General features: G+C 69.8%; 18 protein-coding genes. 12 read left to right on the top strand and 6 right to left on the bottom strand.

Features of this window, described 5'->3' with window-relative positions:
* Positions 1 to 11: 11 nt before the first annotated feature.
* From SB751_RS13910 to SB751_RS13885, 6 genes are all read right to left on the bottom strand, one after another.
* Positions 12 to 1,841, bottom strand: a complete 1,830-nt coding sequence (locus SB751_RS13910) for an arylsulfatase (RefSeq protein ID WP_144198306.1) — start codon at positions 1,839 to 1,841, stop codon at positions 12 to 14.
* On the bottom strand, positions 1,838 to 3,004 hold the full coding sequence (locus SB751_RS13905) for a formylglycine-generating enzyme family protein (protein ID WP_410748196.1): 1,167 nt from the start codon (positions 3,002 to 3,004) through the stop codon (positions 1,838 to 1,840). The genes SB751_RS13910 and SB751_RS13905 overlap by 4 nt, the downstream gene beginning before the upstream one ends.
* Positions 3,005 to 3,212: 208 nt before the next feature.
* The gene (locus SB751_RS13900) at positions 3,213 to 4,313 is read right to left on the bottom strand and encodes a BatD family protein (RefSeq protein WP_410748142.1); all 1,101 of its coding nucleotides are present in this window, start codon (positions 4,311 to 4,313) and stop codon (positions 3,213 to 3,215) included.
* Positions 4,310 to 5,902 (bottom strand): vWA domain-containing protein, encoded by a 1,593-nt coding sequence (locus tag SB751_RS13895; RefSeq protein WP_410748141.1) that lies wholly within the window; start codon positions 5,900 to 5,902, stop codon positions 4,310 to 4,312. Before SB751_RS13895 ends, SB751_RS13900 begins: the two co-directional genes overlap by 4 nt.
* Complete coding sequence (locus SB751_RS13890; protein WP_144198303.1) at positions 5,899 to 6,927, bottom strand: vWA domain-containing protein; 1,029 nt, start codon at positions 6,925 to 6,927, stop codon at positions 5,899 to 5,901. The genes SB751_RS13895 and SB751_RS13890 overlap by 4 nt, the downstream gene beginning before the upstream one ends.
* A complete protein-coding gene (locus SB751_RS13885) occupies positions 6,924 to 7,526 on the bottom strand; it encodes a DUF4381 domain-containing protein (protein ID WP_410748140.1) in 603 nt (200 codons plus the stop codon). Before SB751_RS13885 ends, SB751_RS13890 begins: the two co-directional genes overlap by 4 nt.
* A gap of 188 nt (positions 7,527 to 7,714) precedes the next feature.
* Between SB751_RS13885 and SB751_RS13880 the strand changes: the two genes are divergently transcribed.
* The 12 genes from SB751_RS13880 to SB751_RS13825 all read left to right on the top strand — a co-directional run bounded on the left by SB751_RS13880 (position 7,715) and on the right by SB751_RS13825 (position 21,093).
* Complete coding sequence (locus SB751_RS13880; RefSeq protein ID WP_410748139.1) at positions 7,715 to 9,841, top strand: TonB-dependent siderophore receptor; 2,127 nt, start codon at positions 7,715 to 7,717, stop codon at positions 9,839 to 9,841.
* Between the two features lie 4 nt (positions 9,842 to 9,845).
* Positions 9,846 to 11,408, top strand: a complete 1,563-nt coding sequence (locus SB751_RS13875) for an ABC transporter substrate-binding protein (RefSeq protein ID WP_410748138.1) — start codon at positions 9,846 to 9,848, stop codon at positions 11,406 to 11,408.
* Positions 11,396 to 12,427, top strand: coding sequence for an ABC transporter permease (locus SB751_RS13870; RefSeq protein ID WP_410748137.1), 1,032 nt, complete (start codon positions 11,396 to 11,398; stop codon positions 12,425 to 12,427). The genes SB751_RS13875 and SB751_RS13870 overlap by 13 nt, the downstream gene beginning before the upstream one ends.
* Positions 12,424 to 13,221: an ABC transporter permease gene (locus tag SB751_RS13865; protein ID WP_144198299.1), complete on the top strand. Its 798-nt coding sequence runs from the start codon at positions 12,424 to 12,426 to the stop codon at positions 13,219 to 13,221. The genes SB751_RS13870 and SB751_RS13865 overlap by 4 nt, the downstream gene beginning before the upstream one ends.
* Positions 13,218 to 14,663: an ABC transporter ATP-binding protein gene (locus SB751_RS13860; protein ID WP_211942622.1), complete on the top strand. Its 1,446-nt coding sequence runs from the start codon at positions 13,218 to 13,220 to the stop codon at positions 14,661 to 14,663. The genes SB751_RS13865 and SB751_RS13860 overlap by 4 nt, the downstream gene beginning before the upstream one ends.
* Before the next feature lie 2 nt (positions 14,664 to 14,665).
* Positions 14,666 to 16,288 (top strand): murein L,D-transpeptidase, encoded by a 1,623-nt coding sequence (locus SB751_RS13855; protein WP_246118967.1) that lies wholly within the window; start codon positions 14,666 to 14,668, stop codon positions 16,286 to 16,288.
* Positions 16,289 to 16,337: 49 nt separating this feature from the next.
* A complete protein-coding gene (locus SB751_RS13850) occupies positions 16,338 to 16,907 on the top strand; it encodes a YcbK family protein (protein WP_313817119.1) in 570 nt (189 codons plus the stop codon).
* 575 nt (positions 16,908 to 17,482) lie between these two features.
* Complete coding sequence (gene oxlT, locus SB751_RS13845) at positions 17,483 to 18,805, top strand: oxalate/formate MFS antiporter (RefSeq protein WP_144198295.1); 1,323 nt, start codon at positions 17,483 to 17,485, stop codon at positions 18,803 to 18,805.
* A 239-nt stretch (positions 18,806 to 19,044) separates the two neighbouring features.
* On the top strand, positions 19,045 to 19,992 hold the full coding sequence (locus tag SB751_RS13840) for a helix-turn-helix domain-containing protein (protein ID WP_410748136.1): 948 nt from the start codon (positions 19,045 to 19,047) through the stop codon (positions 19,990 to 19,992).
* A gap of 31 nt (positions 19,993 to 20,023) precedes the next feature.
* On the top strand, positions 20,024 to 20,449 hold the full coding sequence (locus SB751_RS13835) for a DUF3331 domain-containing protein (RefSeq protein WP_144198293.1): 426 nt from the start codon (positions 20,024 to 20,026) through the stop codon (positions 20,447 to 20,449).
* A 160-nt stretch (positions 20,450 to 20,609) separates the two neighbouring features.
* Positions 20,610 to 20,918 (top strand): hypothetical protein, encoded by a 309-nt coding sequence (locus tag SB751_RS13830; RefSeq protein WP_144198292.1) that lies wholly within the window; start codon positions 20,610 to 20,612, stop codon positions 20,916 to 20,918.
* Positions 20,919 to 20,940: 22 nt separating this feature from the next.
* Complete coding sequence (locus tag SB751_RS13825; RefSeq protein WP_186296848.1) at positions 20,941 to 21,093, top strand: hypothetical protein; 153 nt, start codon at positions 20,941 to 20,943, stop codon at positions 21,091 to 21,093.
* Positions 21,094 to 21,100 lie beyond the last annotated feature (7 nt).

Raw genomic sequence — 21,100 nt, 5'->3', positions numbered from 1 at the left:
GTCTGCCGCCGTCACTTCTTCTGCGGTTGGGCGGACTGCGCCTTGGCCATCTGCTCGGCCACCTTGCGTTTCACGCTTGCCTCGGCCTGGTCAATCGTGAAGCTGGCCGGCAACTGGCTGGGCGGATAGTCGACAAAGGTCTGCAGGAACTGGATGGCCCGCCGGTTACCCTCGATGAACAGGTACGGGTTCTCGGTCTCGAGCTGGTGGTAAAGGTTGGTCGGCCCGGTGTCCGCGCGCTCGTAGGGGTCCATGCGCAGGTTGAAGTACTTTGGCGCGCGCAGGCAGGTGAACGGCTCCTTCCAGACCTCGAAACCGCCCCGCGCCCGCTGCTCGCAGAACACCACCTTCCACGCCGTGGGCTGGGTGGCGCCCTGCGTGAGCACGTCGTAGCGCATGGCCACGAGTTCGGCGTCGTCGTTGAAGTAGAAGAACTCGTTGCGCGCGCTCTTATCGGTCTGGCCGGTCAGCATCGGCAACTGGTTGTAGCCGTCCAGGTGCACCTTGGCGCTCTTGCCGCCCAGCGTAGTGCCCTTGACCAGCCGATCCTTCACATCACCATCACCGGCGGCGGCCAGCAGCGTGGGGAACCAGTCGAGCCCGGACATCAGCCCGTTGGAAACCGTGCCCGGCTGGATTTTCCCCGGCCAGCGGATCATCGCCGGGACCCGGTAGGCGCCTTCCCAGTTCGAATCCTTCTCGCTGCGGAACGGCGTATTGGCGGCGTCCGGCCAGGTGAAGAAGTTCGGCCCGTTGTCCGTGGTGTAGACCACGATGGTGTTGTTGGTGATGCCGGCGTCATCGATCGACTTGAGCAGCTTGCCCACGTTCTGATCCATCTCCCACATGCCGTCCGCGTACTCGTGGCCGCCGCCCAGCCCGGCCTTGCCGCGGTACTCGGGGCGCACGTGCGTGAACAGGTGCATGCGGGTGAAGTTCATCCACAGGAAGAACGGCTTGTCCCCCTGCGCCTGCTTCTGGATGTACTGGATCGCCGCGCCGGTGGTTTCGTCGTCGATGGTTTCCATGCGCTTGCGGTTCAGTGGCCCGGTGTCCTCGATCTTGCCGTCCGCCGTGCTGTGGATCACGCCGCGCGGGTTGTAGTACTTGAGGAAGTCGGGGTTGTCCTTGGGCCAGTACGGGCGCTCGGGCTCTTCCTCGGCGTTCAGGTGGTACAGGTTGCCGAAGAACTCGTCGAAGCCGTGCTTGGTGGGCAGGAAGCGGTCCTGGTCGCCCAGGTGGTTCTTGCCGAACTGTGCGGTGTTGTAGCCCAGCGGCTTGAGGGCCTGGGCGATGGTGATGTCGCGGTCCTGCAGGCCCACCGGCGCGCCGGGCAGGCCCACCTTGGAGAGGCCGGTGCGGAACACGGTCTGCCCGGTGATGAAGGTGGACCGGCCCGCCGTGCAGCTGTTCTCGGCGTAGTAGTCGGTCAGCATCATCCCTTCCTTGGCGATGCGGTCGATGTTCGGCGTCTTGTAGCCGACCACGCCGTGGCTGAACGCGCTGACGTTGCCGAGGCCGACGTCGTCGCCAAAGATCACGACGATGTTGGGCTTGCCGCCGCGCGCGCCAGCCGGCGCGGCGGCCACTGGCGAGGCGCCCTGCGCCGGGGCTGTGGCCGGGACAGGGGTGGTGGGGGCAGGTGTCGTCGATGTCGCGGGCGGTGGCGCAGCCGGGGCCGGGGCCTGAGCAGCCGGGGCGGCCGGGGCCTGCGTCTCGGCAGGCTTGTTCTCATCGGCCCGCTTGCAGCCCGCTAGCGCGAGCGCCGCGACGACGGCCGTGGCCGCGAGTTGCCAGCGGCGCGCCGTGGCCCGCTGCGAGGGAAGTCCTTTCGCGTTCATCGATTGACTCCGGTTGAGGAAAGTTGGGCGGACAGGGGCATCGCGCTGTCCTGGGGCGGGGGCTGCTTGCGCAGGGCCGTCCATCGGCTGTCATCCATCACGAGCCGGAAGCCGAGGTGCGACATGCTGGTGTACGGGTCCGTGCCGCGCCGCGCGCTGGGGCGGTAGCTCAGGCAGAAGTCCTCGTTGCAGAGGAAGGAGCCGCCGCGCGTGACGCGCCGGGGCGCCTTCACGGGCACGCCGGGCTCGCTCGGGTCCCAGGAGTCGCGGGGGCCGGCCGGGTTGAGCACCACGGTCTTCATCTCGGCGGCCTCGCGGCGGAACTGGTCGGCGCGATACCAGTCGGCCACCCACTGCCACGCATTGCCGGTCATGTCATAGAGCCCGTAGCCGTTGGCCGGGAAGGTGCGCACGGGGCTGGTGCCCGCCGCCCCGCCCGCCTTGGCGCTGACCACCGGGAACGGCTGTACCTGCTGGCCCTGCCAGACGTTGGCCATCTGGCGGCCATCGGGCGCGAACTGGTCGCCCCAGGCGTAGGTGGCCTGCTCCAGCCCGCCGCGCGCCGCGAATTCCCATTCGGCCTCGGTCGGCAGGCGCTTGCCGGCCCATTTGGCGTAGGCCTCCGCGTCCTCGTAGGACACCTGCACCACGGGATGATCGTCCTTGCCCTCGATGCTGCTGCCGGGGCCGGTGGGATGGCGCCAGTCCGCGCCGGGCACGAAGCGCCACCAGCGCCAGTTCTCGCGCAGCGGCACCGGGCCGTTGGTGGCGACGAAGACCATCGCGCCGGCCACCATCGCGCTATCGGGCGGGCGCGGCGTGCCGGGCGGGAGCTGGACCTTCATGGTCTCCCAGTCGGGCGCGCGCTCGGCCGTGGTCAGGTAGCCCGTGGCCGTGACGAACTTGCGGAATTCGGCATTGGTGACGTGGTGCTGGTCCATCCAGAAGCCCTGCACGCGCACCTTGTGGGCCGGACGCTCGTTGGGCTGGGCCATCTTGTGGTCGCTGCCCATCAGGAATTCGCCGCCGGGCACGTGGACCATGCCGAGCGGACCGCTGACGCCATCGCCCGGCTTGACCGCCGATACGCCGGCCCCACTGCCCTGGCCCGGACCGCTGCGCGAGGCATACCAGTACGAGCCACCCGCGCCAGCCAGCGCCATCGCGCCGGCCAGGGCCACCAGCAAGAGTCGGCCGCGCCATGTGGATTCGTGGGCCACCTTCGCGCCCAACTTAGCTTTCCCTCGCTGCCCCTGTGACATGCCACCCCTCGTCCAGTGCACTTCAGTGAACACTGAGAAGTTTGCAGGCTCCATGCAGCGAAAGGAATGCAAACTTTTTTTGTGCGATCTGAATGATTTCGGAAAAGAACTAGTCCTGGCCGGGACCTTGGCCGGGATTCAGCGGCGGCAGGCCGGAGCGGTGCCAGAGGTTGCTGCACGTCTCCGTGGTGCGATGCCAGCGCGCGCGCCATGCGGCGCTCGCGGCACCGTGCTCCCTACGCCATCGCCAAAGCCCGTAGCCCAGCACCAGCGCCACGAGGACGATCGCACCGGTCATGCGCCAGTCGATGTCGTCGAGCCACGCCGGCGCACGCCATGCCAGCCCGCCCGACGGCGACAGCCCCAACCCGGGTGCCGCACGCGCCACGTTCACGGTCACCGCCGGGGCCGTCGAGGCAGCGCGCCGGCCCGTGGCGGCGTCGTACCAGCTCACCGGCACCGCCGGCAAGGTGTGGCGCCCGCTGTCCTCGAACACATAGGTGATGGTTTCGATGCGGCGCCCACCGGAGGCGTCGTCCTGCAGGACCGGATCAGCGCGGAACTGCCGCACGCCGCGCGGAGGCTGCAGGGCGGGCGGGGCCGGCGGGGCGATCATCATCGCTGGGGTGCCCGGCGCGACGATGGTGATGGTGCGCACCAGTGCGTCGCCGGCGCGCAGCTTGCTGTCGTCGTCGATGGGCTTGTCGAACTGCTGGGTTACCTGGAGCGCGCCAGCCGGCAGTGCTACGGTGTCCTGCGTGCCCTGCCCGCTCTTGCCGGCCTGCCCGCTCGCGTGGATCGTCGTCGGCGGCAGCGTGACGGTGGCCGTCTGCGGTTTGCCATCGTTCCCGGCGTGGGTGAAGCGGAACTCGATGGGCGGCAGCGCAAAGTCCCCCGCGCCCTGCGGCGTGACCACGTAGGTCTTGCGGATGCCCGCGAAGCTGGCGCCGTCGATGGTCTCGGTGGAGTTGATGCCCCGGTCGTCCGGCATGGTCACCACGGCGCCCGGGATCTGCAACACCGGGAAGGCCGGCGCGGACAGGAAGAAGTTCGGGGCAAGCACGGTGACTTCCACCTGTACCGACTGGCCCGCCACCACCGGCTGCGGCCCGACCACCCTGACCCGCACGCTGGGCCCGGCCGCGTGGGCGAGCGTAGCGGCACACAGCAGGAGCACGCCCACGGCGTGACGCATCCGGCACGCACTCATGGCTTGCCCTCCTGGAGCGCGAACTTGCGCGCCAGCAACTCCGTGGGCGAGGTCTGGATCGCCCGCATCCACATCTCGGCGTTCTGCTGCACGCGGCCCATCTGCTGGGTCTGGTCGCTGGGCGGCGGCGGGGGCTTGCTCGGGTCGTCGACGATTTTGTCTGGCGGGATGTCGGGCGACTCCTCGTCGCTCTGCGGGGGCGGCTTGCGCGCCAGCATCTGCGTCATCAGCGCGAGGTTTTTCTGCGCCGGCTGCCAGCCGGGCCGCTGTTGCAGCACCAGCCGATAGCGCGCCGAGGCTTCTTTATATTTTTCCTGCCGCGCCAGCGCGTTGCCGAGGTTGAACTGTCCATCCGTCGTGTTGACCTGCCCGAAGGCGCGCGCGGCCTCCGCGTACTGGCCGTTGCGGTAGTAGGCCACGCCGCGCCACATCGGATCGGTGAAGCGCTGCGCGGCGGTGGCGTAATCGCCACGTTCGAAGGCGCGCCGGCCTTGCTGGTCGGGGGTGAGCCAGAGGTTGGCCCAGGTCCATGATTTCTCTGCGGCTTGGGCTGGAGCCTGGGCCTGTGCGGGAATCGGCGGCGCGCCAAGCGCCATCGCCACGGCCAGCCCGGCGATCCATCGCACGGACCAGCCCTTCCGGAACCACAGCACGGCCAGCAGCGCGATAGGGATGGTCAGCGGCCAACCGGCGTGGCGCCAGCGCTGCGTGTCGCTGGCGTGGGTCTGCTCCACATGCGATTGCACGTGGCGCTGCACCCAGGCCACGTCGGCGTCGCTGTCGGTGGTCAGCGTGGCCACCGGGATGCCGCTGTCCCGCAAGGCGTGCAGGCCGTCGGCATCGAGCCCGGGCGCGGTGCCGTCCCCCGCGCGCAGCGGCCCGCCCTCCGCCGTGCCGATGGCGAGCACCACCACCTGCGTGCGCCGGCTGCCGCGTTGCGCCTGCATGGCACGGGCGGCGCCGGCTTCCACGCCATCGGTCAGCAGCAGGGTCGTGCCGGGCACCGGCTCCTTGGCGAGCGCCGTGTCGATGGTGCGCACGGCCTGCGCGGTGTCCTTGCCCGGCACCGGCATGATGCGGGTCTGGAGCGCATCGACGAAGGTTTGGAGCAGGTCCGCGTCATCCGTCAGCGGCAGAACCATATGCGTGGAGCCGGCGTAGGCATACAGCGCCGTGCGGCCGCCGTCGCGGTGGGCAAGCAGCGCCTTGACCTTGAGCTTGGCGCGCTCCAGGCGGGTGGGGCTGACGTCGATGGCGTCCATGGTCGTGCCGAGGTCGATGGCGATGGCCAGCGGCGCCTTGTCGGCGAGGAACGGCGGGCGCTCGCGCTCCCAGGTGGGGCCGGCCAGCGCGATGGCGCCCAGCGCCAGCAGCGCGGCAATCCCATGCACCGGGCGCACTGCGCGGCGGCGGGTCTCGCCCACCACCAGGGCATCGAGCAGATGCGGGGCGATGGTGCCGCGCCAGCGCCGGCGCACATCGCCCTGCCGCCCCACCGCCCACGGCAGCCACACGGCGGCCAGCAGCACCAGCAGCCACCACGGGCGCAGGAAGTGGAACTGGGCGAGCGATTCGAACAGCGCGCTCATGCGGCAGGCTCCTGCCGGGTGGTGCGCGGAGTGGGCTGCCGGGCGCCGCGCAGGGTCCAGCGCGCATAGGCGGCCATCGCCAGCTGGTAGCCCAGCACGATCAGCACGGCCACGCCGAGCGGCCACATGAACAGCTCGCGGCGCGGGCGCCAGCTCAGGGTCTTTTCCTGATGCGGGGTGACGCGGTCCAGCGTGGCGTAGATCGCCGCCAGCGCGTTCTGGTCCGCGCCAAAGAAATAACGCCCGCCGGTGCTGCTGGCGATGCGCTTGAGCATGTCCAGATCGACCTTGGCCTCGCCCGTGGCCGCCGGGTCGCCGATACCGACCGTATGCACCACCACCCCGCGCGTGCGGGCAATCTCGGCGGCCTGCGCCGGCGGCATGCGGCTGGCGGTGTCGTTGCCATCGGTCAGCACGATCATCACCTTCTCGGCGGCGTGGCTGTGGTCGAACAGCTTGATGCCGAGGCCGATGGCATCGCCCAGCGACGTGCTGGCGCCGGCCATGCCGGGCACCATGTCCGCGATCAGCGTAGCCACCAGCGCGTGGTCCAGCGTGAAGGGGGCGAGCGGGTACGGGGCATCGCCGAAGACGATCAGGCCGATGCGGTCGCCGGGGCGGTGGGCGACGAAATCCCCCACCACCTGGCGCACGGCGTGCACGCGGGTGTCCAGCGCGCCGGCGGTGTCGCGGAAATCGCGGGTATCCATCGACTGGGAGAGGTCCAGCGCCACCAGCAGGTCGCGCACGGGCTCCTTCTTATATAGCGGGGGCTCCAGGAACTGCGGCCGGGCCAGCGCCGTCACCACCAGCGCCCAGGCAATCGGGGCCAATACGCGCTGGACGAGGTTGCGGCGCGGCACGTGGGCGCCGGTGGCCGGCTTCAGGCCGACCGCATCGGCCACTTCCTCGAAGAACGGCAGCCGCACGGAGGCGCTGCGCTCCCGGTACGGCGGCAGCCGCCACCAGACCAGCAGCGGCAGGGGCAATAGCGTGAACAGCCACGGATAGGCGAAGACGATCATCGGCGCTTGGGCGGCGAGTCCCGGCTATCCCGGCTATCCCGGCTATCCCGGCTATCCCGGCTATCCCGGCTATCCCGGCTATCCCGGCTATCCCGACGGTAGGCCGCGATCCACCGGCGGCAGGCATCGGCAGTGGCATGGGCCTGTTGCGGCGGCCATGCGGCCAGCACGACGGCGCCCCGGTACTCGGCGTCATCGACCAGCGCGGCGAGACCGGGCACGGCGTCAGTGGCGGTGCCCGCATGGGCATGGAGGAATTGGTGCCAGCTGGCGCCGGACAAGGACGCGACGGCCTCGCGCGGCCATTCGGCCAGGGCCACCCGCTTGAGCAGTTCGGCCAGCGCCAGCAGGGCCTGGGCCCGGGTGCGATCGTCGCCAGCCAGCCGGGGCGTCCAGCGCGCCAGTTCCGCCAGCGCCGCGCGCCGATGGCGGTTGGCGTACCAGCGCCGCCCGGCGCGCCAGCCCAGCCAGGCAAGGCCGGCCAGGAGGATCAACGCCACCACGAGCCAGCCCGTGGTCTGCGGCATCCACGAGGGCGGCGAAGGCGTGACGAGGTCGGCCAGCTCGGGCATGGGGGCGGTCAGGATAGGGATCCGCACAGGCTACGCCGCCGGCCCGCGCGGCTGAAGTCAATTTTTTCGGGCGCCTTTTCAATAGTTTTGTTGCGGACGTTTCGCATGTCGATCTGCGGAAAAAGTGGTGGCGTATCCGTCTCAAACCTCCCTATAATGCAACCCTGTTGCAAAAAGGAAGTCGCCCCGCCCGCTCCGCCAAACCGTTTTCATCGATGCGAACCCGCTATTTTTCCGCCCGCCGCCACCGGCTGCGCTACGCCGCGCTTGTCACGACCACCGCCACGGCAACCGCCATGGCATCCGCCGCCGAGGCTGACGACGCCCCGCTCCTGCCCGAGGTGTCCGTGGTCAGCCAGTTGGACGACGCCTACGCGCCGGCGCTGGCCAGCGGCGCCACGCGGACCGAAACCCCGCTGCGTGAGGTGCCGCAGTCTGTGCGGGTGCTGCCGCGCGCGCTGCTGGACGATATCGGCGCCACGCGGCTGGACCAGACCTTCGACTACGCGAGCGGCGTGGCGCGCCAGAACAGCTTCGGCGGCCTCTGGGACAACTACGCGATCCGCGGCTTCTCCGGCAACGAGAACACCGGCGCGGCCTATCTGGTCAACGGCTTCACGGCGAACCGGGGCTTCACCGCCCCGCGCGATGCCGCCACCATCGAGCGCGTGGAGGTGCTGAAGGGGCCGACCTCGTCGCTCTATGGCAGCGGCGAGCCCGGCGGCAGCCTCAACATCGTCACCAAGCAGCCGCGCTTCCAGCCCGGCCAGACCTATGACCTGGAGGTGGGCAGCCGCGATGGCTACCGCGCCGCCGCCGACCTCACCGGGCCGATTACCGAGACGCTGGCAGGCCGGCTGGTGGCCGTGGCCGACCACCAAGGCAGCACGCGGGACTTCATCGACAGCCAGCGCTATCTGGTGGCGCCGTCCCTGACGTGGATGCTCGGCGCCGACACCATCGTCCAGTACGCGGGCGAATTCCAGCGCTTCACCACGCCGCTGGACCGTGGCGTGGTGGCGGTGCAGGGCCGGCTCGGCGCGGTGCCGCGCTCGCGCTTCCTGGGCGAGCCCGATGACGGCGCGATGCGGCTGGACAGCCAGTCGCACCAGTTGAGCGTGGAGCACCAGTTCTCGCCCGACTGGAAGGGCCGGCTGGCCGTGGCCTATCGCGGTGGCAGCCTGGAAGGCTATTCGACCGAGGCGAGCGCGCTGCAGGCGGACAACCGTACGCTGACGCGGCAGCGGCGCTATCGGGACTATCAGTCCGACGATGTGTCGCTGCAGGCCGATGTGACCGGCAAGTTCACCACCGGGCCGGTCGGGCACGAGGTGATCGTCGGCCTCGACACCTACCGCTTCGCCAATACGCAGGTGCAGCTGCGGCGCAACCCCAGCGCCGCCGCGCCCTACGCCATCGACATCTACCAGCCCGTGTACGGCCAGACGCCGCCCGCGCTGGCCCCCAACACCGACACCTACGAGCGCCAGACCAGCCTCGGCCTCTATGCGCAGGACCAGTTGCGGCTGGGCGAGCGCTGGCGGCTGCTGGCGGGCGTGCGCTTCGATACGTTCAATCAGTCGCTCGACAACCGGCTGCGCGGCACGGAGACCAGCCAGCACCAGACGGCGGTGTCGCCGCGCGTGGGGCTGACCTATCTGGCCAGCCACAATGTGTCGCTGTTCGCCAACGCCAGCCGCTCGTTCCGGCCCAACGCCGGCAGCGACGCCGCAGGCAACGCGTTCTCGCCCGAGCACGGCCGCGCCGTGGAGGCCGGCGTGAAGGTGGACAGCGACGACCGCCGCATCGGCGGCACGCTGGCCGTGTACGAGATCCGCAAGCGCAACGTGCTGACCGCGAACCCGGTCGATCCGTCCTACTCGGTGGCTGCCGGCGAGGCGCGCAGCCGGGGCGTGGAACTCGACGTGGCCGGGCAGCTTGGCAAGCACTGGCGCCTGAGCGGCAATCTGGCCTATACCGATGCGGAGATCACCGAGGACAGCACGCTGGCCGCCGGCACGCCGCTGCTCAATATCCCGCGTACCAGCGGCAGCCTGATGGCGGTCTACGAGGACGCCGCGCCCATTGGGCAGCGCTATGGCGTGGGCGGCGGCGTGCGCTACGTCGGCAAGCGGTCGGGCGATGCGCAGAACAGCTTCTCGCTGCCCGCCTACACGCTGGCGGACCTGCTGGCCTACTGGCAGTACAGCAAGACCGTGCGCGTGACGCTGAACGTGGACAACCTGTTCAACAAGACCTGGTACGCCAGTTCGTACAGCAGCGTCTGGGTGCTGCCGGGCGCGGGCCGCACGGTGCGGCTGGGCCTGCGGCTCAGCTACTGACGCCATGGGGAACATTGGGAAGCGCAGGCGGCTGCTGAAGGCTGCGTTGGCGGCGCCGATTGTGTCGACGGTGGGCGCTGGGAAAGCCGTGTTCGCCCAGCCGCTGCCCACCTTGCGCGTGATCGGGCCATGGGAGCTTTCCAGCCTCGATCCGCTGCGCAACGGCTATCTGTTCTCGCGCATGCAGGTCACCGAGACGCTGGTCGACTACGACGCGGCCGGCGTGCCGGTAGCGGGGCTGGCGGCTGGCTGGCAGATGTCGCCAGACGGCCTGCAATGGCGCTTCGCGCTGCGGCCGGGCGCGCGTTTCCATGACGGCACGCCGGTGATGGCCTCCGATGTGGTCGCTGCCCTCGGGCGCGCCCGTCACGCCGCCGGGGTGCTGGGTGCCGCGCCTATCGCGGGGATCGATGCAGAGGCCGATGCAGAGGCCGATGCGGTCCACATCCGTCTCGCGCGCCCCTTCGCCCCCCTGCTGGCGCTGCTCTCCCATAGCAGCACGCAGGTGCTGGCGCCGGCCTCGTTCGGCGCCGATGGCACGGTGCGCGCGATCATCGGATCGGGCCCGTACCGCGTGACCGAACTCGCGCCGCCGCAGCACTTCGCCGTGGAGGCGTTCGACGGCTGGCACGGCGCCCGGCCGGCCGTGACGCATGCCGAGTATCTGTCAGTGGGCCGCGCCGAGATGCGCGCGCTGATGGCCGAGGCCGGACAAGCCCATCTGGCCTATGGGCTCGACCCGGGCAGCATCGCACGGCTCCAGCGTGGCCGCGCCGTGGCCGTGCATGCCGTGACCGTTCCCCGGACCACGCTGCTGAAACTCAATGCCAGCCATCCCCTGCTGGCCGATGTGCGGGTGCGCCGCGCGCTGGCACTGGCGCTGGACCGGCGCGGCATTGCCAGCGCCATCCTGCGGGACCCTTCACTGGCGGCAGGCCAGCTGTTCCCGCCCGCCCTGCCCGCCTGGCACGATCCGCGCCTGCCCGCGCTGGGCTACGACCCTGCCGCCGCGCGCGGCCTGCTGGCTGAGGCCCGCTTCCGGCCCGATGCCGACGGCCTGCTGCGGCGCGGCCCGGATCGGCTCGCGCTGACGCTGCGCACCTTCCCGGACCGCCCCGAGCTGCCGGTGATCGCCGCCGCCATCCAGGAGCAGTGGCGGCAGGTGGGCGTGGCGGTGCGCGTGGCGGTGGGCAATTCGAGCGACATTCCGTTCGGGCATCGCGACGGCACGCTCGAAGTGGGCCTGCTGGCGCGCAACTTTGGCGTGGTGCCGGACGCCTTCGGCGCGGTGGCGCAGGACTTTGCGGGCCAGGGTGGGGATTGGGGGCCGATGCGCTGGTCGTCGCCGGTGGTGACGGCGGCGCTGGCCGCGTTGCCGTCCACGCCGGAAGGCCCGCGCGCCGAGGCGCTGCGCCGGCAGGTGGCGGACACCCTGCACGACGCGATGCCGCTGATCCCCGTGGTCTGGTATCGCCAGACGCTGGCGGCCAGCCCCCGGCTGGCGGGGGTGTCCATCGATCCTTTCGAACGTTCCTACCGGCTGACGCAACTGCAATGGAAAACCTGACCCGCGCCGCCCTGCCCGGCGCCGCCCCGGTGGCCGAGCCTACCGCCACCTTCCGGCGCGACACGGCGCGCCAGCTTGCCCGCATCGTGCTCCAGCGCGGCGTGCAGGCGCTCGTGGTGGCCGCGCTGGTCGGCACGGTGAGCTTCCTGATGATGCGGCTGTTGCCCGGCGACATGGCGTTCCGGATCGCCGCCGGCCGCTATGGCTACGACATGGTCACCGCGCAGGCCGCCGAAGCGGTGCGCATGGAGCTGGGACTCGGCCTGCCGTGGTTCGAGAGCCTCGTGGCGTGGTGGGGGCACCTGCTGCGGATGGACCTGGGCGTCTCGGCGGTGACGGGCGCGCCGGTGGCCGCCGAAATCGCCCATCAACTGGGCCATACGCTGTCGCTGGCGCTGGCGGCGCTGGCGGTGTCGTGCGCCATCGCCGTGCCGCTCGGCTTCGCGGCGGGTCTGCGGCCCGCTGGCCGGCTGGACCGGCTGACGCTGTGGCTGTCCGTGCTGCTGCGCGCGCTGCCGCCGTTCGTGCTCGGCATCGTGCTGGTGGCCGTGCTGGCGGTGCAACTCGGCCTGATTCCGGCCGGCGGCGATGCCGCGCACGGCTCGCTGATCGCCCCGGCGCTCACGCTGGGGCTGGGCCTCTCCGCCACGGCGATGCGCGTGGCGCGCGATGCGATGGCCACGGTGACCGCCTCGCCGTATTTCCTGTTCGCGCGCACCAAGGGGCTCTCTGACCGGGCCGCGCTGCTGCGCCACGGCGTGCGTAATGCCGCCGTGCCGCTGGTGGCCTACCTCGGCGTGCAACTGGTCTTTCTGGTGGAGGGCGTGGTGGTGATCGAGACGCTGTTCGCATGGCCCGGCATCGGCCATGCGCTGGTGCACGCGATCTTCGGGCGCGATGTACCGATGATCCAGGGCACGGCGCTGGTCATGGGGCTGCTGTTCGTGGCGCTCAATACGCTGGTGGATCTGGCCTGCGCGGCGATCGATCCGCGCGTGCGCATCGGGAGGGGCCGATGACCTGGCATCCCCGCCGCAAAGCCGGCGCCGCCCTGCTGCTGATGCTGGCGCTGTTTGCCATCGTCGGCCCCTGGCTGGCGCCGCGCGCGCCGTTCGAGCAGAACCTCTACGGCATTCTCCAGGTGCCGCAACTGGCCGAGCCGCTCGGCACCGACCATCTGGGCCGCAGCATGCTGGCGCGGCTGGCCAGCGCGGCGCGGCTCTCGCTCGGGCTGGCGCTGCTGAGCGTGGCCTCCGCCGCCGTGCCGGGCACGCTGCTGGGCCTGCTGGCTGCGTGGCGCGGCGGCTGGACCGAGCGCCTGACCGGCGCCGTGGCGGACGCGGTGCTGGCGCTGCCGGGCCTGCTGCTGGTGTTGCTGCTGAGCGCGTTCGCGCCGGGCGACTACTGGCCGCTCTATGTCGGCCTGTCGCTGGTGCTGTGGGTCGAGTACTACCGCGTGACGCGGGCCACGGCGCGCGTGGTGCTGGCCAGCCATCATGTGGAAGCGGCGCGGCTGCTCGGCTTTGGTCCGGGCTATATCGTGCGGCGGCACCTGCTGCCGGAACTGGCGCCGCTGCTGGCCACGCTGATGAGTTTTGGCGCCGGCGCGGCGGTGCTGGCGCTGGCGGCAATGGGCTTTGTCGGCCTGGGCGCGCAGCCGCCGGCGGCTGAACTGGGACTGATGATGACCGAGCTGCTCCCTTACGCGGCGGAGGCGCCGTGGATCATCGCCTGGCCGATCCTGCTGCTCGGCCTCGCCATCCTGGGGCTGGTGCTGGTATCGACCGGCGCGCCGGCGGAGGCCGCCGCATGACCCGCATCGACACCCATCCCCTGCTGGCCGTGGATGCGCTGAGCGTAGCCAGCGCCGATGGCCAGCTGCTTGCGCCGGTGTCGTTCACGCTGGAGGCGGGACGCGCCCTGACGCTGCTCGGCGAAAGCGGCTCCGGCAAGAGCCTGCTGGCGCATGCGCTGATGGGCACGCTGCCGCGCGGCCTGCGCGCGGGCGGCACGCTCACCGTCGATGGCCGCCGCTGCGACGCCGCCGACCCCGCCACGCGGCGGGCAATGTGGGGCCGCCAACTGGCGCTACTGCCGCAGGAGCCGTGGTTTGCGCTCGATCCGACCATGCGGGTGGGCCGGCAACTGGCGGAGACGCATGCGCTGGCCGGACTCGGCAACGCGCAGGCGTGGCGCCGTGCCTTGCACGACCTGCACGGGCTGGGCATGGCGCACGCGGCGCAGGCGTGGCCGACGACGCTGTCTGGCGGCATGGCGCAGCGGGTGGCGTTCGCCATCACGCGGGCGGGCGGCGCGCCGGTGCTGATTGTCGATGAGCCGACCAAGGGCCTCGACCGCGTCTGGCGCGATGAACTGGTGGCCCGGTTGCAGGCGGCGCTGGGCGAAGGCTGCGCGCTGCTGACGATCACCCACGACATCGCCGTGGCCCGCGCGCTGGGGGGCGATGTGGCGGTCATGCTCGACGGCAGGCTGGTCGAACGGGGCGATGCCGCGGCGGTCCTCGGCGCTCCCGGCCATGCCTATACCCGCGCGCTGGTGGCCGCCGAACCGGCGAACTGGCCGGCGGTGCGCGCGCCGTCGCCCGGTGGCGATGAAATCCTGCGCGCGTGCGGCGTGAGCAAGCAATTCGGCGACCGCAGCTTGTTCCGGTCCCTCGACGTCACCCTGCACGCCGGGGAGCGGCTGGCGGTGACCGGGCCCAGCGGCAGCGGCAAGTCCACGCTCGGCAACGTGCTGCTGGGGCTGGTCGCGCCGGACGCCGGGACGGTGCATCGGCCGGATCGGATCCAAAAAGTGCGTTATCAGAAGCTTTACCAGGACCCTGCCGGCGCGTTCGCCCCACATGCCAGCATTGGCCGCGCGCTGGAGGATCTGGCCGCGCTGCACCGGATCGACCGGACGCGCATCGCGCCGCTGCTCAAACGGTTGAAACTGGCGCCGCACCTGCTCGCGCGGCGGCCGGGCGCGGTGTCTGGCGGCGAACTCCAGCGCTTTGCGCTGCTGCGTGCGCTGCTGCTGACGCCCGCCTTCCTGTTCGCCGACGAACCCACCTCGCGGCTGGACCCGGTAACGCAGCAAGACACCCTGGCGCTGATACTCGAAGCCTGCGCGGAGACCGGCGCGGCGCTGATGCTGGTTACGCACGACGAGGAGATTGCCGCCCGGGTGAGCGACCGTCGCATGGCGATCGGGTACGATACCCCGTTCCCGCAATGCACTCGCCCATGCCAATGACGATGACATTTGCCGTAACGCCGCCGATCCCGCCCGCCCCTTCCCCCTCCCGTGCCCGCCACCGCCTTGCCGCGACCTGCGTGGCGTGGCTGCTCTGCGGCGCGGCCAGCGCATGGGCGGAGCCGCTCTGGTTTGTCGATGGCAAGCCGACGCAGGCCGCGCGGCAGGCCGTGACGGCACTGAGCGATGCCGGCGCGGACGGGCTCGAGGCCCAGGATTACGACGCCGAATCGCTGGGCCGCGCGGTCACGCAGGCCGCTGCCGGCCCCGCGCTGGCGCCGGAGGCCGTGGAGCGCATCGACGGCGCACTGACCCAGTCGATGCAACACTTTCTGTCCGACCTGCGCCGGGGACGCGTGGATCCGCGCAAGGTGCATGCGGGCTTCGATGTCTCGAAGGAAAAGCCGTTCGATCCGGACGCCACCCTGCGCGCCGCGCTGGCGGCCGACCGGCTGCCCGACGCGATCCGCGAGGCGCCGCCGTCGTTCCCGCTCTATGGCACGCTGCGCACGGCGCTGGCCCGCTATCGCGCGCTAGCCGCCGAGCCGCTGTGGGCTGCGCCGCTACCCGCGCCGCCCGGTGGCAAGCTGACGCCGGGGCAGCCCTACAGCGCCTTGCCCCAGCTGGCCCAGCGGCTGGCGGCACTGGGCGACCTGCCAGCGGGCACGCCTGCGACGGACGGCTACAAGGGCGCGCTGGTGGAAGCCGTGAAGGCCTTCCAGTCCCGTCATGGCGTGACCGCCGATGGCGTAATCGGCAAGGGCACGCTGGCCCAGCTGAATACGCCGCCGGCGGCGCGCGTCAGGCAGATCGCGCTGACCATGGAGCGGCTGCGCTGGACCCCGCTGGCCGACGGCCCGCGCATGATCGTGGTCAACGTGCCGGAATTCGTGCTGCGCGCCTACGACTACCGCGACGGCAAGCTCGACATCCGGCTGGAGATGAAGGTCATCGTCGGCAAGGCGCTGGACACCCGCACGCCGCTGTTCGAGGAGGACATGCGCTATATCGAGTTCAGCCCGTACTGGAACGTGCCGCCCTCCATCGCGCGGGCGGAGCTGGTGCCGCGCTTCCGGCGCGATCCGGGCTATTTCACGCGGCAGGGCTTCGAATTCGTGTCCGGCACGACGGCCGTGCCGACGCTGAACGAGGCCAACCTGAGCGCGGTGCTGGCCGGCAAGATGCGCATCCGCCAGCGGCCCGGGCCGCTGAACGCGCTGGGCGACATCAAGTTCGTGTTTCCGAACAACCAGAACATCTACCTCCATCACACACCGTCGCCGCAGCTGTTCGAGCGCGACCGGCGCGATTTCAGCCATGGCTGCATCCGCGTGGAGGCGCCGGTCGAACTCGCAAAGTTTGTCCTCCAGGACCAGCCGGACTGGACCGAGGCGCGCATCCGTCAGGCGATGACCAAGGGCAGCTCGAACACGGTGTCCCTGCAGGCGCCGTTGCCGGTGGTGCTGGCCTATGGCACGGCGATTGCGCGGGCCGATGGCCGGGTATACTTCCTCGCTGACATATATGGGCAGGACAAAGTGCTCGAACAGGCGCTTCAGCAGCGTGCCGTGCGGCGGCAAAGCCCCACGACGGATGCTGCGGCCAGTCCGGCGCGTCCTTCCTGACCACCGATCGCGCGGATCGACCCCTTCGCCCCCTTTCGCCCCCATCGCCATGACGCATACCCGCAACACGCCAGCCCGCCGCCGCTTCCTTCGCCAGTCCAGCGCTGTGGCCCTTGCCGCTGGCTTGTCCGCCTTGGCGGTGCCGCGTCTGGCGCTGGCCAGCGTGCCCGGGGCCCGGGCGCTGTCGTTCTCGCATACGCATACCGGCGAGCAGATCTCGTTGGTCTACGCGATGGGCGACCACGTGCTGCCGGACGCCCAGCAGGCGCTGAACCGCTTCCTGCGCGACCACTACTCCGGCGACGTCGGCGACATCGATCCGAAGCTGCTCGGACTGCTCGCCGACCTGCGCGGCGTGCTGGGCGCCGACCAGGCGTTCGAGGTAATTTCCGGCTACCGCAGCCCGGTCACCAATGAGCGCCTGCGCAAGACCCGGGGCGGTGGCGTGGCCCGGCGCAGCCTGCACATGGACGGCATGGCCATCGACATCCGCCTGCCCGGCGTGCCGCTGGCAGACCTGCGCGATGCGGCGGTGTCGCTGGGCGGCGGCGGCGTGGGCATCTACACGCGCGACAACTTCGTGCACATGGATACCGGCCGGGTGCGGCACTGGGGTTGATTTTCCCCGTACGATCCCGCGCGGCCTTCGCGCGGATTCATGAGTTAATCTGATTCATCCCCGCAGATAATCCATCAATCAGACTCGCGGCATTTATCCCCGGGCGGCGTCCTGCCGCTTATTCCCACACATTTTCATTTTTCCGCATCGCGTCAATCCTGAGATTAATCCATCGCACCGTGTGGATTATCTGCATTACATTTCTGTCATTTGGCGGAAAACCACGTACGCGCCCTTTATTTTGTGCGTATAACTGCAGCTACATGCTGCGGACTGGTGTCACGCAACGTGCCTCCGCCCGCCGGGACGCCTGCGGGCATTTTTTTTGGCCATTATTGATTCCTCCCTCATCTGAGCCGGCAGCATTGATTCCGATAATCACTGTATTTGGTGAAAACCCTGCTGCGTCTTTATCTTGCGCTGCCCTGGTATATCACATACTTTGTATTTGACCGCCCAAGCGATAAATGGGCTGGCATACGATTTATTCCTTTCGCGAGCGCACATCGCAACCAGGAAACAGGAGACAAACATGCAGCCGGACATGCCACAACAAACGACCCAGGGAGCGCGCCATGACTAGCCCATCCTCCGCCGCACTCACCCCGAACCAGCAGACATCGGAACGGACCCGCTGGATCCAGCTCGCCTTTGGCGTCGTCTGCATGGTGGCCACGGCCAACATCCAGTACGCCTGGACGCTGTTCGTGCCGGAAATCCAGCAGACCTACGGCTGGCCACGCGCCCAGATCCAGGTGGCGTTCACGCTGTTCGTGCTGGTCCAGACCTGGCTCGCGCCGGTGGAGGGCTACTTCATCGACAAGTTTGGCCCACGCCTGATGGTGGCGTTCGGCGCGCTGTTCATCGGCGCGGCCTGGATCATCAACTCGCAGGCCACCACCCTGGCGGGCTTCTACTTCGGCGCGGCAGTGGGCGGGATTGGCGTCGGGTCGATCTATGCCACCTGCATCAACAACGCCCTGAAATGGTTCCCGGACCGGCGCGGGCTGGCAGTTGGCCTGACCGCCGGCGGCTACGGCGCGGGCTCGGCGGCCACGATCCTGCCCATTGCGGCGATGATCGAGTCGTCCGGCTTCCAGGACACGTTCTTCTTCTTCGGCGTGCTGCAGGGCTCCATCGCCTTTGTGGCCGCGTGGTTCCTGCGCTCGCCGCGTGCCCAGGAAACCCGGGCGTCGCACAAGCTGGCCCAGGCCACGCGCGACTACACGCTCAAGGAGGCCATGAGCACCAAGCTGTTCTGGCTGATGTTCATGATGTTCATCCTGGTGGTGACCGGGGGCATGATGGCCGTGGCCCAGCTCGGCGTCATCGCCAAGGATCTCGGCGTCAAGGACTTCAAGGTCGATCTCCACTTCTTCGTGATGGCGGCCCTGCCGCTGGCGCTGATGCTGGACCGCATCATGAACGGCATCTCGCGGCCGCTGTTCGGGTGGATCTCGGACCATATCGGCCGGGAGAAGACGATGGTGATCGCCTTCACGCTGGAGGGCATTGGGATCATCGCGCTCGGGTATTTCGGCAGCAACCCGTACGCGTTCCTGATCCTGTCCGCCGTGGTGTTCCTGGCCTGGGGCGAGGTCTACTCGCTGTTCTCGGCACTGGCAGGCGACGCCTTCGGCACCAAGCACATCGGCAAGATCTACGGCGTGCTCTACACGGCGAAGGGGATTGGCGCGCTGTTCGTGCCGATCGGCAACCTGATGATGGAGGCCACGGGCACGTGGTCCACGGTGCTCTACACCGTGGCATGCATGGATCTGACGGCGGCTTTCCTGGCCGTGGTGGTGTTGCGGCCGGTGCTGGCCAGCCATGTGGCGGCCTCCAAGAGCCTGTTCGCCAAGGAGTCGGCGGCGGGCGGCGCGCCCGTCAGCGCCTGAAAGCACTTTCGCACGAGACCGCGTACTATCCAGCGGGCGACGGGCTTCCTCGGAAGCCCGTTTTTCTTGGTGGCCAGCGCCCCTGGCCGACTAAACCAAGGTATGAATTGCGCAAACCATTTGACACCGTGCGCAACCGTTTGTAGGGCTATTCGGCCCTCTTTGCCTGATATACCTTGAAGCCATGCTGGGTCTAGCGGCCCGGAACCGCTTCAACGTTCAGTTCAAAAGGGGCCGTCATGCATCACGCTTCGCTCATCCCGGTCAGTACCGCCCGCCCGTCCGCGCCACCAGGGCTCATCGGCGCCGAGCAGCAGTGGCGCGCACCCTCCCACGAAACGGGCGCCCAGATCCCGGTCTCGCGCTGGACGCTCGAGCCCAGCGAACCGCTCCAGGTCTACCACCCCGGCGCCGACACCCACCACTGCATCGCCATGAACCTGCGCTGCACCACGCTGGCGTTCGTGCATGCAGGCCGGCCGCTGGTGGACGGGCGCATCACCGCCGGCGCGGTGCAGGTGACCGCGCCGGGCGTACCGGTACGCGCCACCTTCCAGGCGCCCGCCGACGTGCTCCACCTGTATGCCACGCAGGCGGTGCTGGCCGAATGCCACGCCGACCTGTTCGATCGCCCCCATGCCGGCGACATCGTGCTGGACTCGCCCAGGCTGCTGCAGGACCCGGCGCTCGAGCGGCTCGGCCAGGCCCTGGCGATGACGCAGGTGCAGGACGCCGGCGCGAGCCGCATCTTCGTGGAGAGCGTGAGCCTGGCCATCGTCTCGCGCCTGGTGGCGCGGCACTTCCAGGCCGGTGCGACGGAAGCCACGGGCGGCAGCCTGGCGCCGCTGCCGCCGTGGCGCCTGCGCCGCGCCACCGACTACATCGACGCTCATTTGTCCGAAGCGATTGGCCTGGCCGATATCGCGCAAAGCACCGGCCTCACGCGCATGCACTTCGCGGCGCAGTTCCGTCGCGCCACCGGCCTGCGTCCGCACGAATACCTGCTGCGGCGGCGCGTGGAACACGCGCAGTCGCTGCTGACCGCCACCGGCCAGACGATTCTCGACGTGGCCATGCATTGCGGCTTCCGCTCGCAATCGCACTTCACCACCGTGTTCAAGCGCTTTGTGGGCGAAACCCCCTACAACTGGCGCGTGAAACGCAGCCTGGAACGCAAGGCCGCCTGAGCGGCCGTCGCCCTCAACCCGGAGCCCCATCATGCTTGCAGACAACCTCGTGACAGACCAGGTTGCGCCGACGCGCAACCGCCCCGACCCCTGGCAGCAGGCACTCGGGCTGCTGTTTGCGCAGCCCGACCAGCCCGCCGGCAGCGCCATGTCCTACCATCGCTGCGGCCGCCAGGACCTGGCCGGCGTGCTGATCCGCATCATCGACCTGCCCGATGCGCACACCGCCGTGCTGTCGTGGAACGATGCCACCCACTGCCGCTACGGCGAGCAGCAATGGGGCACCGCCTTCGCGCGCGTGGCGGGCTTCTGCGCCATGAGCGGCCGCGAGATCGAGCCCGGCGATGCCATCTACAAGCCCCGGCCGCAGCGCCCCCGTGCGCGCAATGCCGATGCGATGATCCTGGCCGAAGTCCTGCTGGCGCAGTCCGTGGTGGCCGCCGTTGCGGCGAGTTAAACCTAAGGATGAGGCCGCGCAACGAATGCGCTATCGGCGGCGACGGATGTACAAATGATTTCCGGGGCGTGAGTCTCTAAGCTTGATTCCAGGCAGCCGGCAATGCGCGGCGCGCCGCCAGGAAACCAAAAGCTGCACCCTCACTGATGGAGAGATTCCCATGACCACACGCACCCAACGCACCCAACGCACCCTCGCCGCAACCGCCCTGCTCGTGCTGGGCAGCCTCGGCAGCTTCGCCACCGTGGCCCACGCCAGCGTCAGCTCGCCGCGTGACCCGTACACCGATGGTGCCCGCGTCGATTCGCCGCGCGACCCCTACACCGATGGCGCCCGCGTGGATTCGCCGCGCGACCCGTACACCGATGGCGCGCGCTTCGATCAATCCGTGGATGCCGCCGCCAGGCTGCAACTGGCCGGGCGCGACCTGACCGGTGTCTCGGCCTCGCCCGAGAAGTCGGACGCCTGAGTCCAGGCCCCCGGAGCCCATCATGCCCATCCAGACCTCGACGATGCCCGCCCAGCACGTGTCCTATCCCGCCCATATCACGTGGCGCGAACGCAAGCTGATTTGCTGCTGGATTGGGGTCTGCACCGCCTGCTGCGGCATGGCGGCCCTGATCTCGGCGTGGGGGCCGGCCTGACGCGACG

The organism is Cupriavidus sp. SIMBA_020 (assembly GCF_046535395.1).
Classification (GTDB): domain Bacteria; phylum Pseudomonadota; class Gammaproteobacteria; order Burkholderiales; family Burkholderiaceae; genus Cupriavidus; species Cupriavidus campinensis.
Note: the sequence above shows the minus strand (reverse complement) of the source record. Positions and strands in the feature narration are given on the sequence as shown.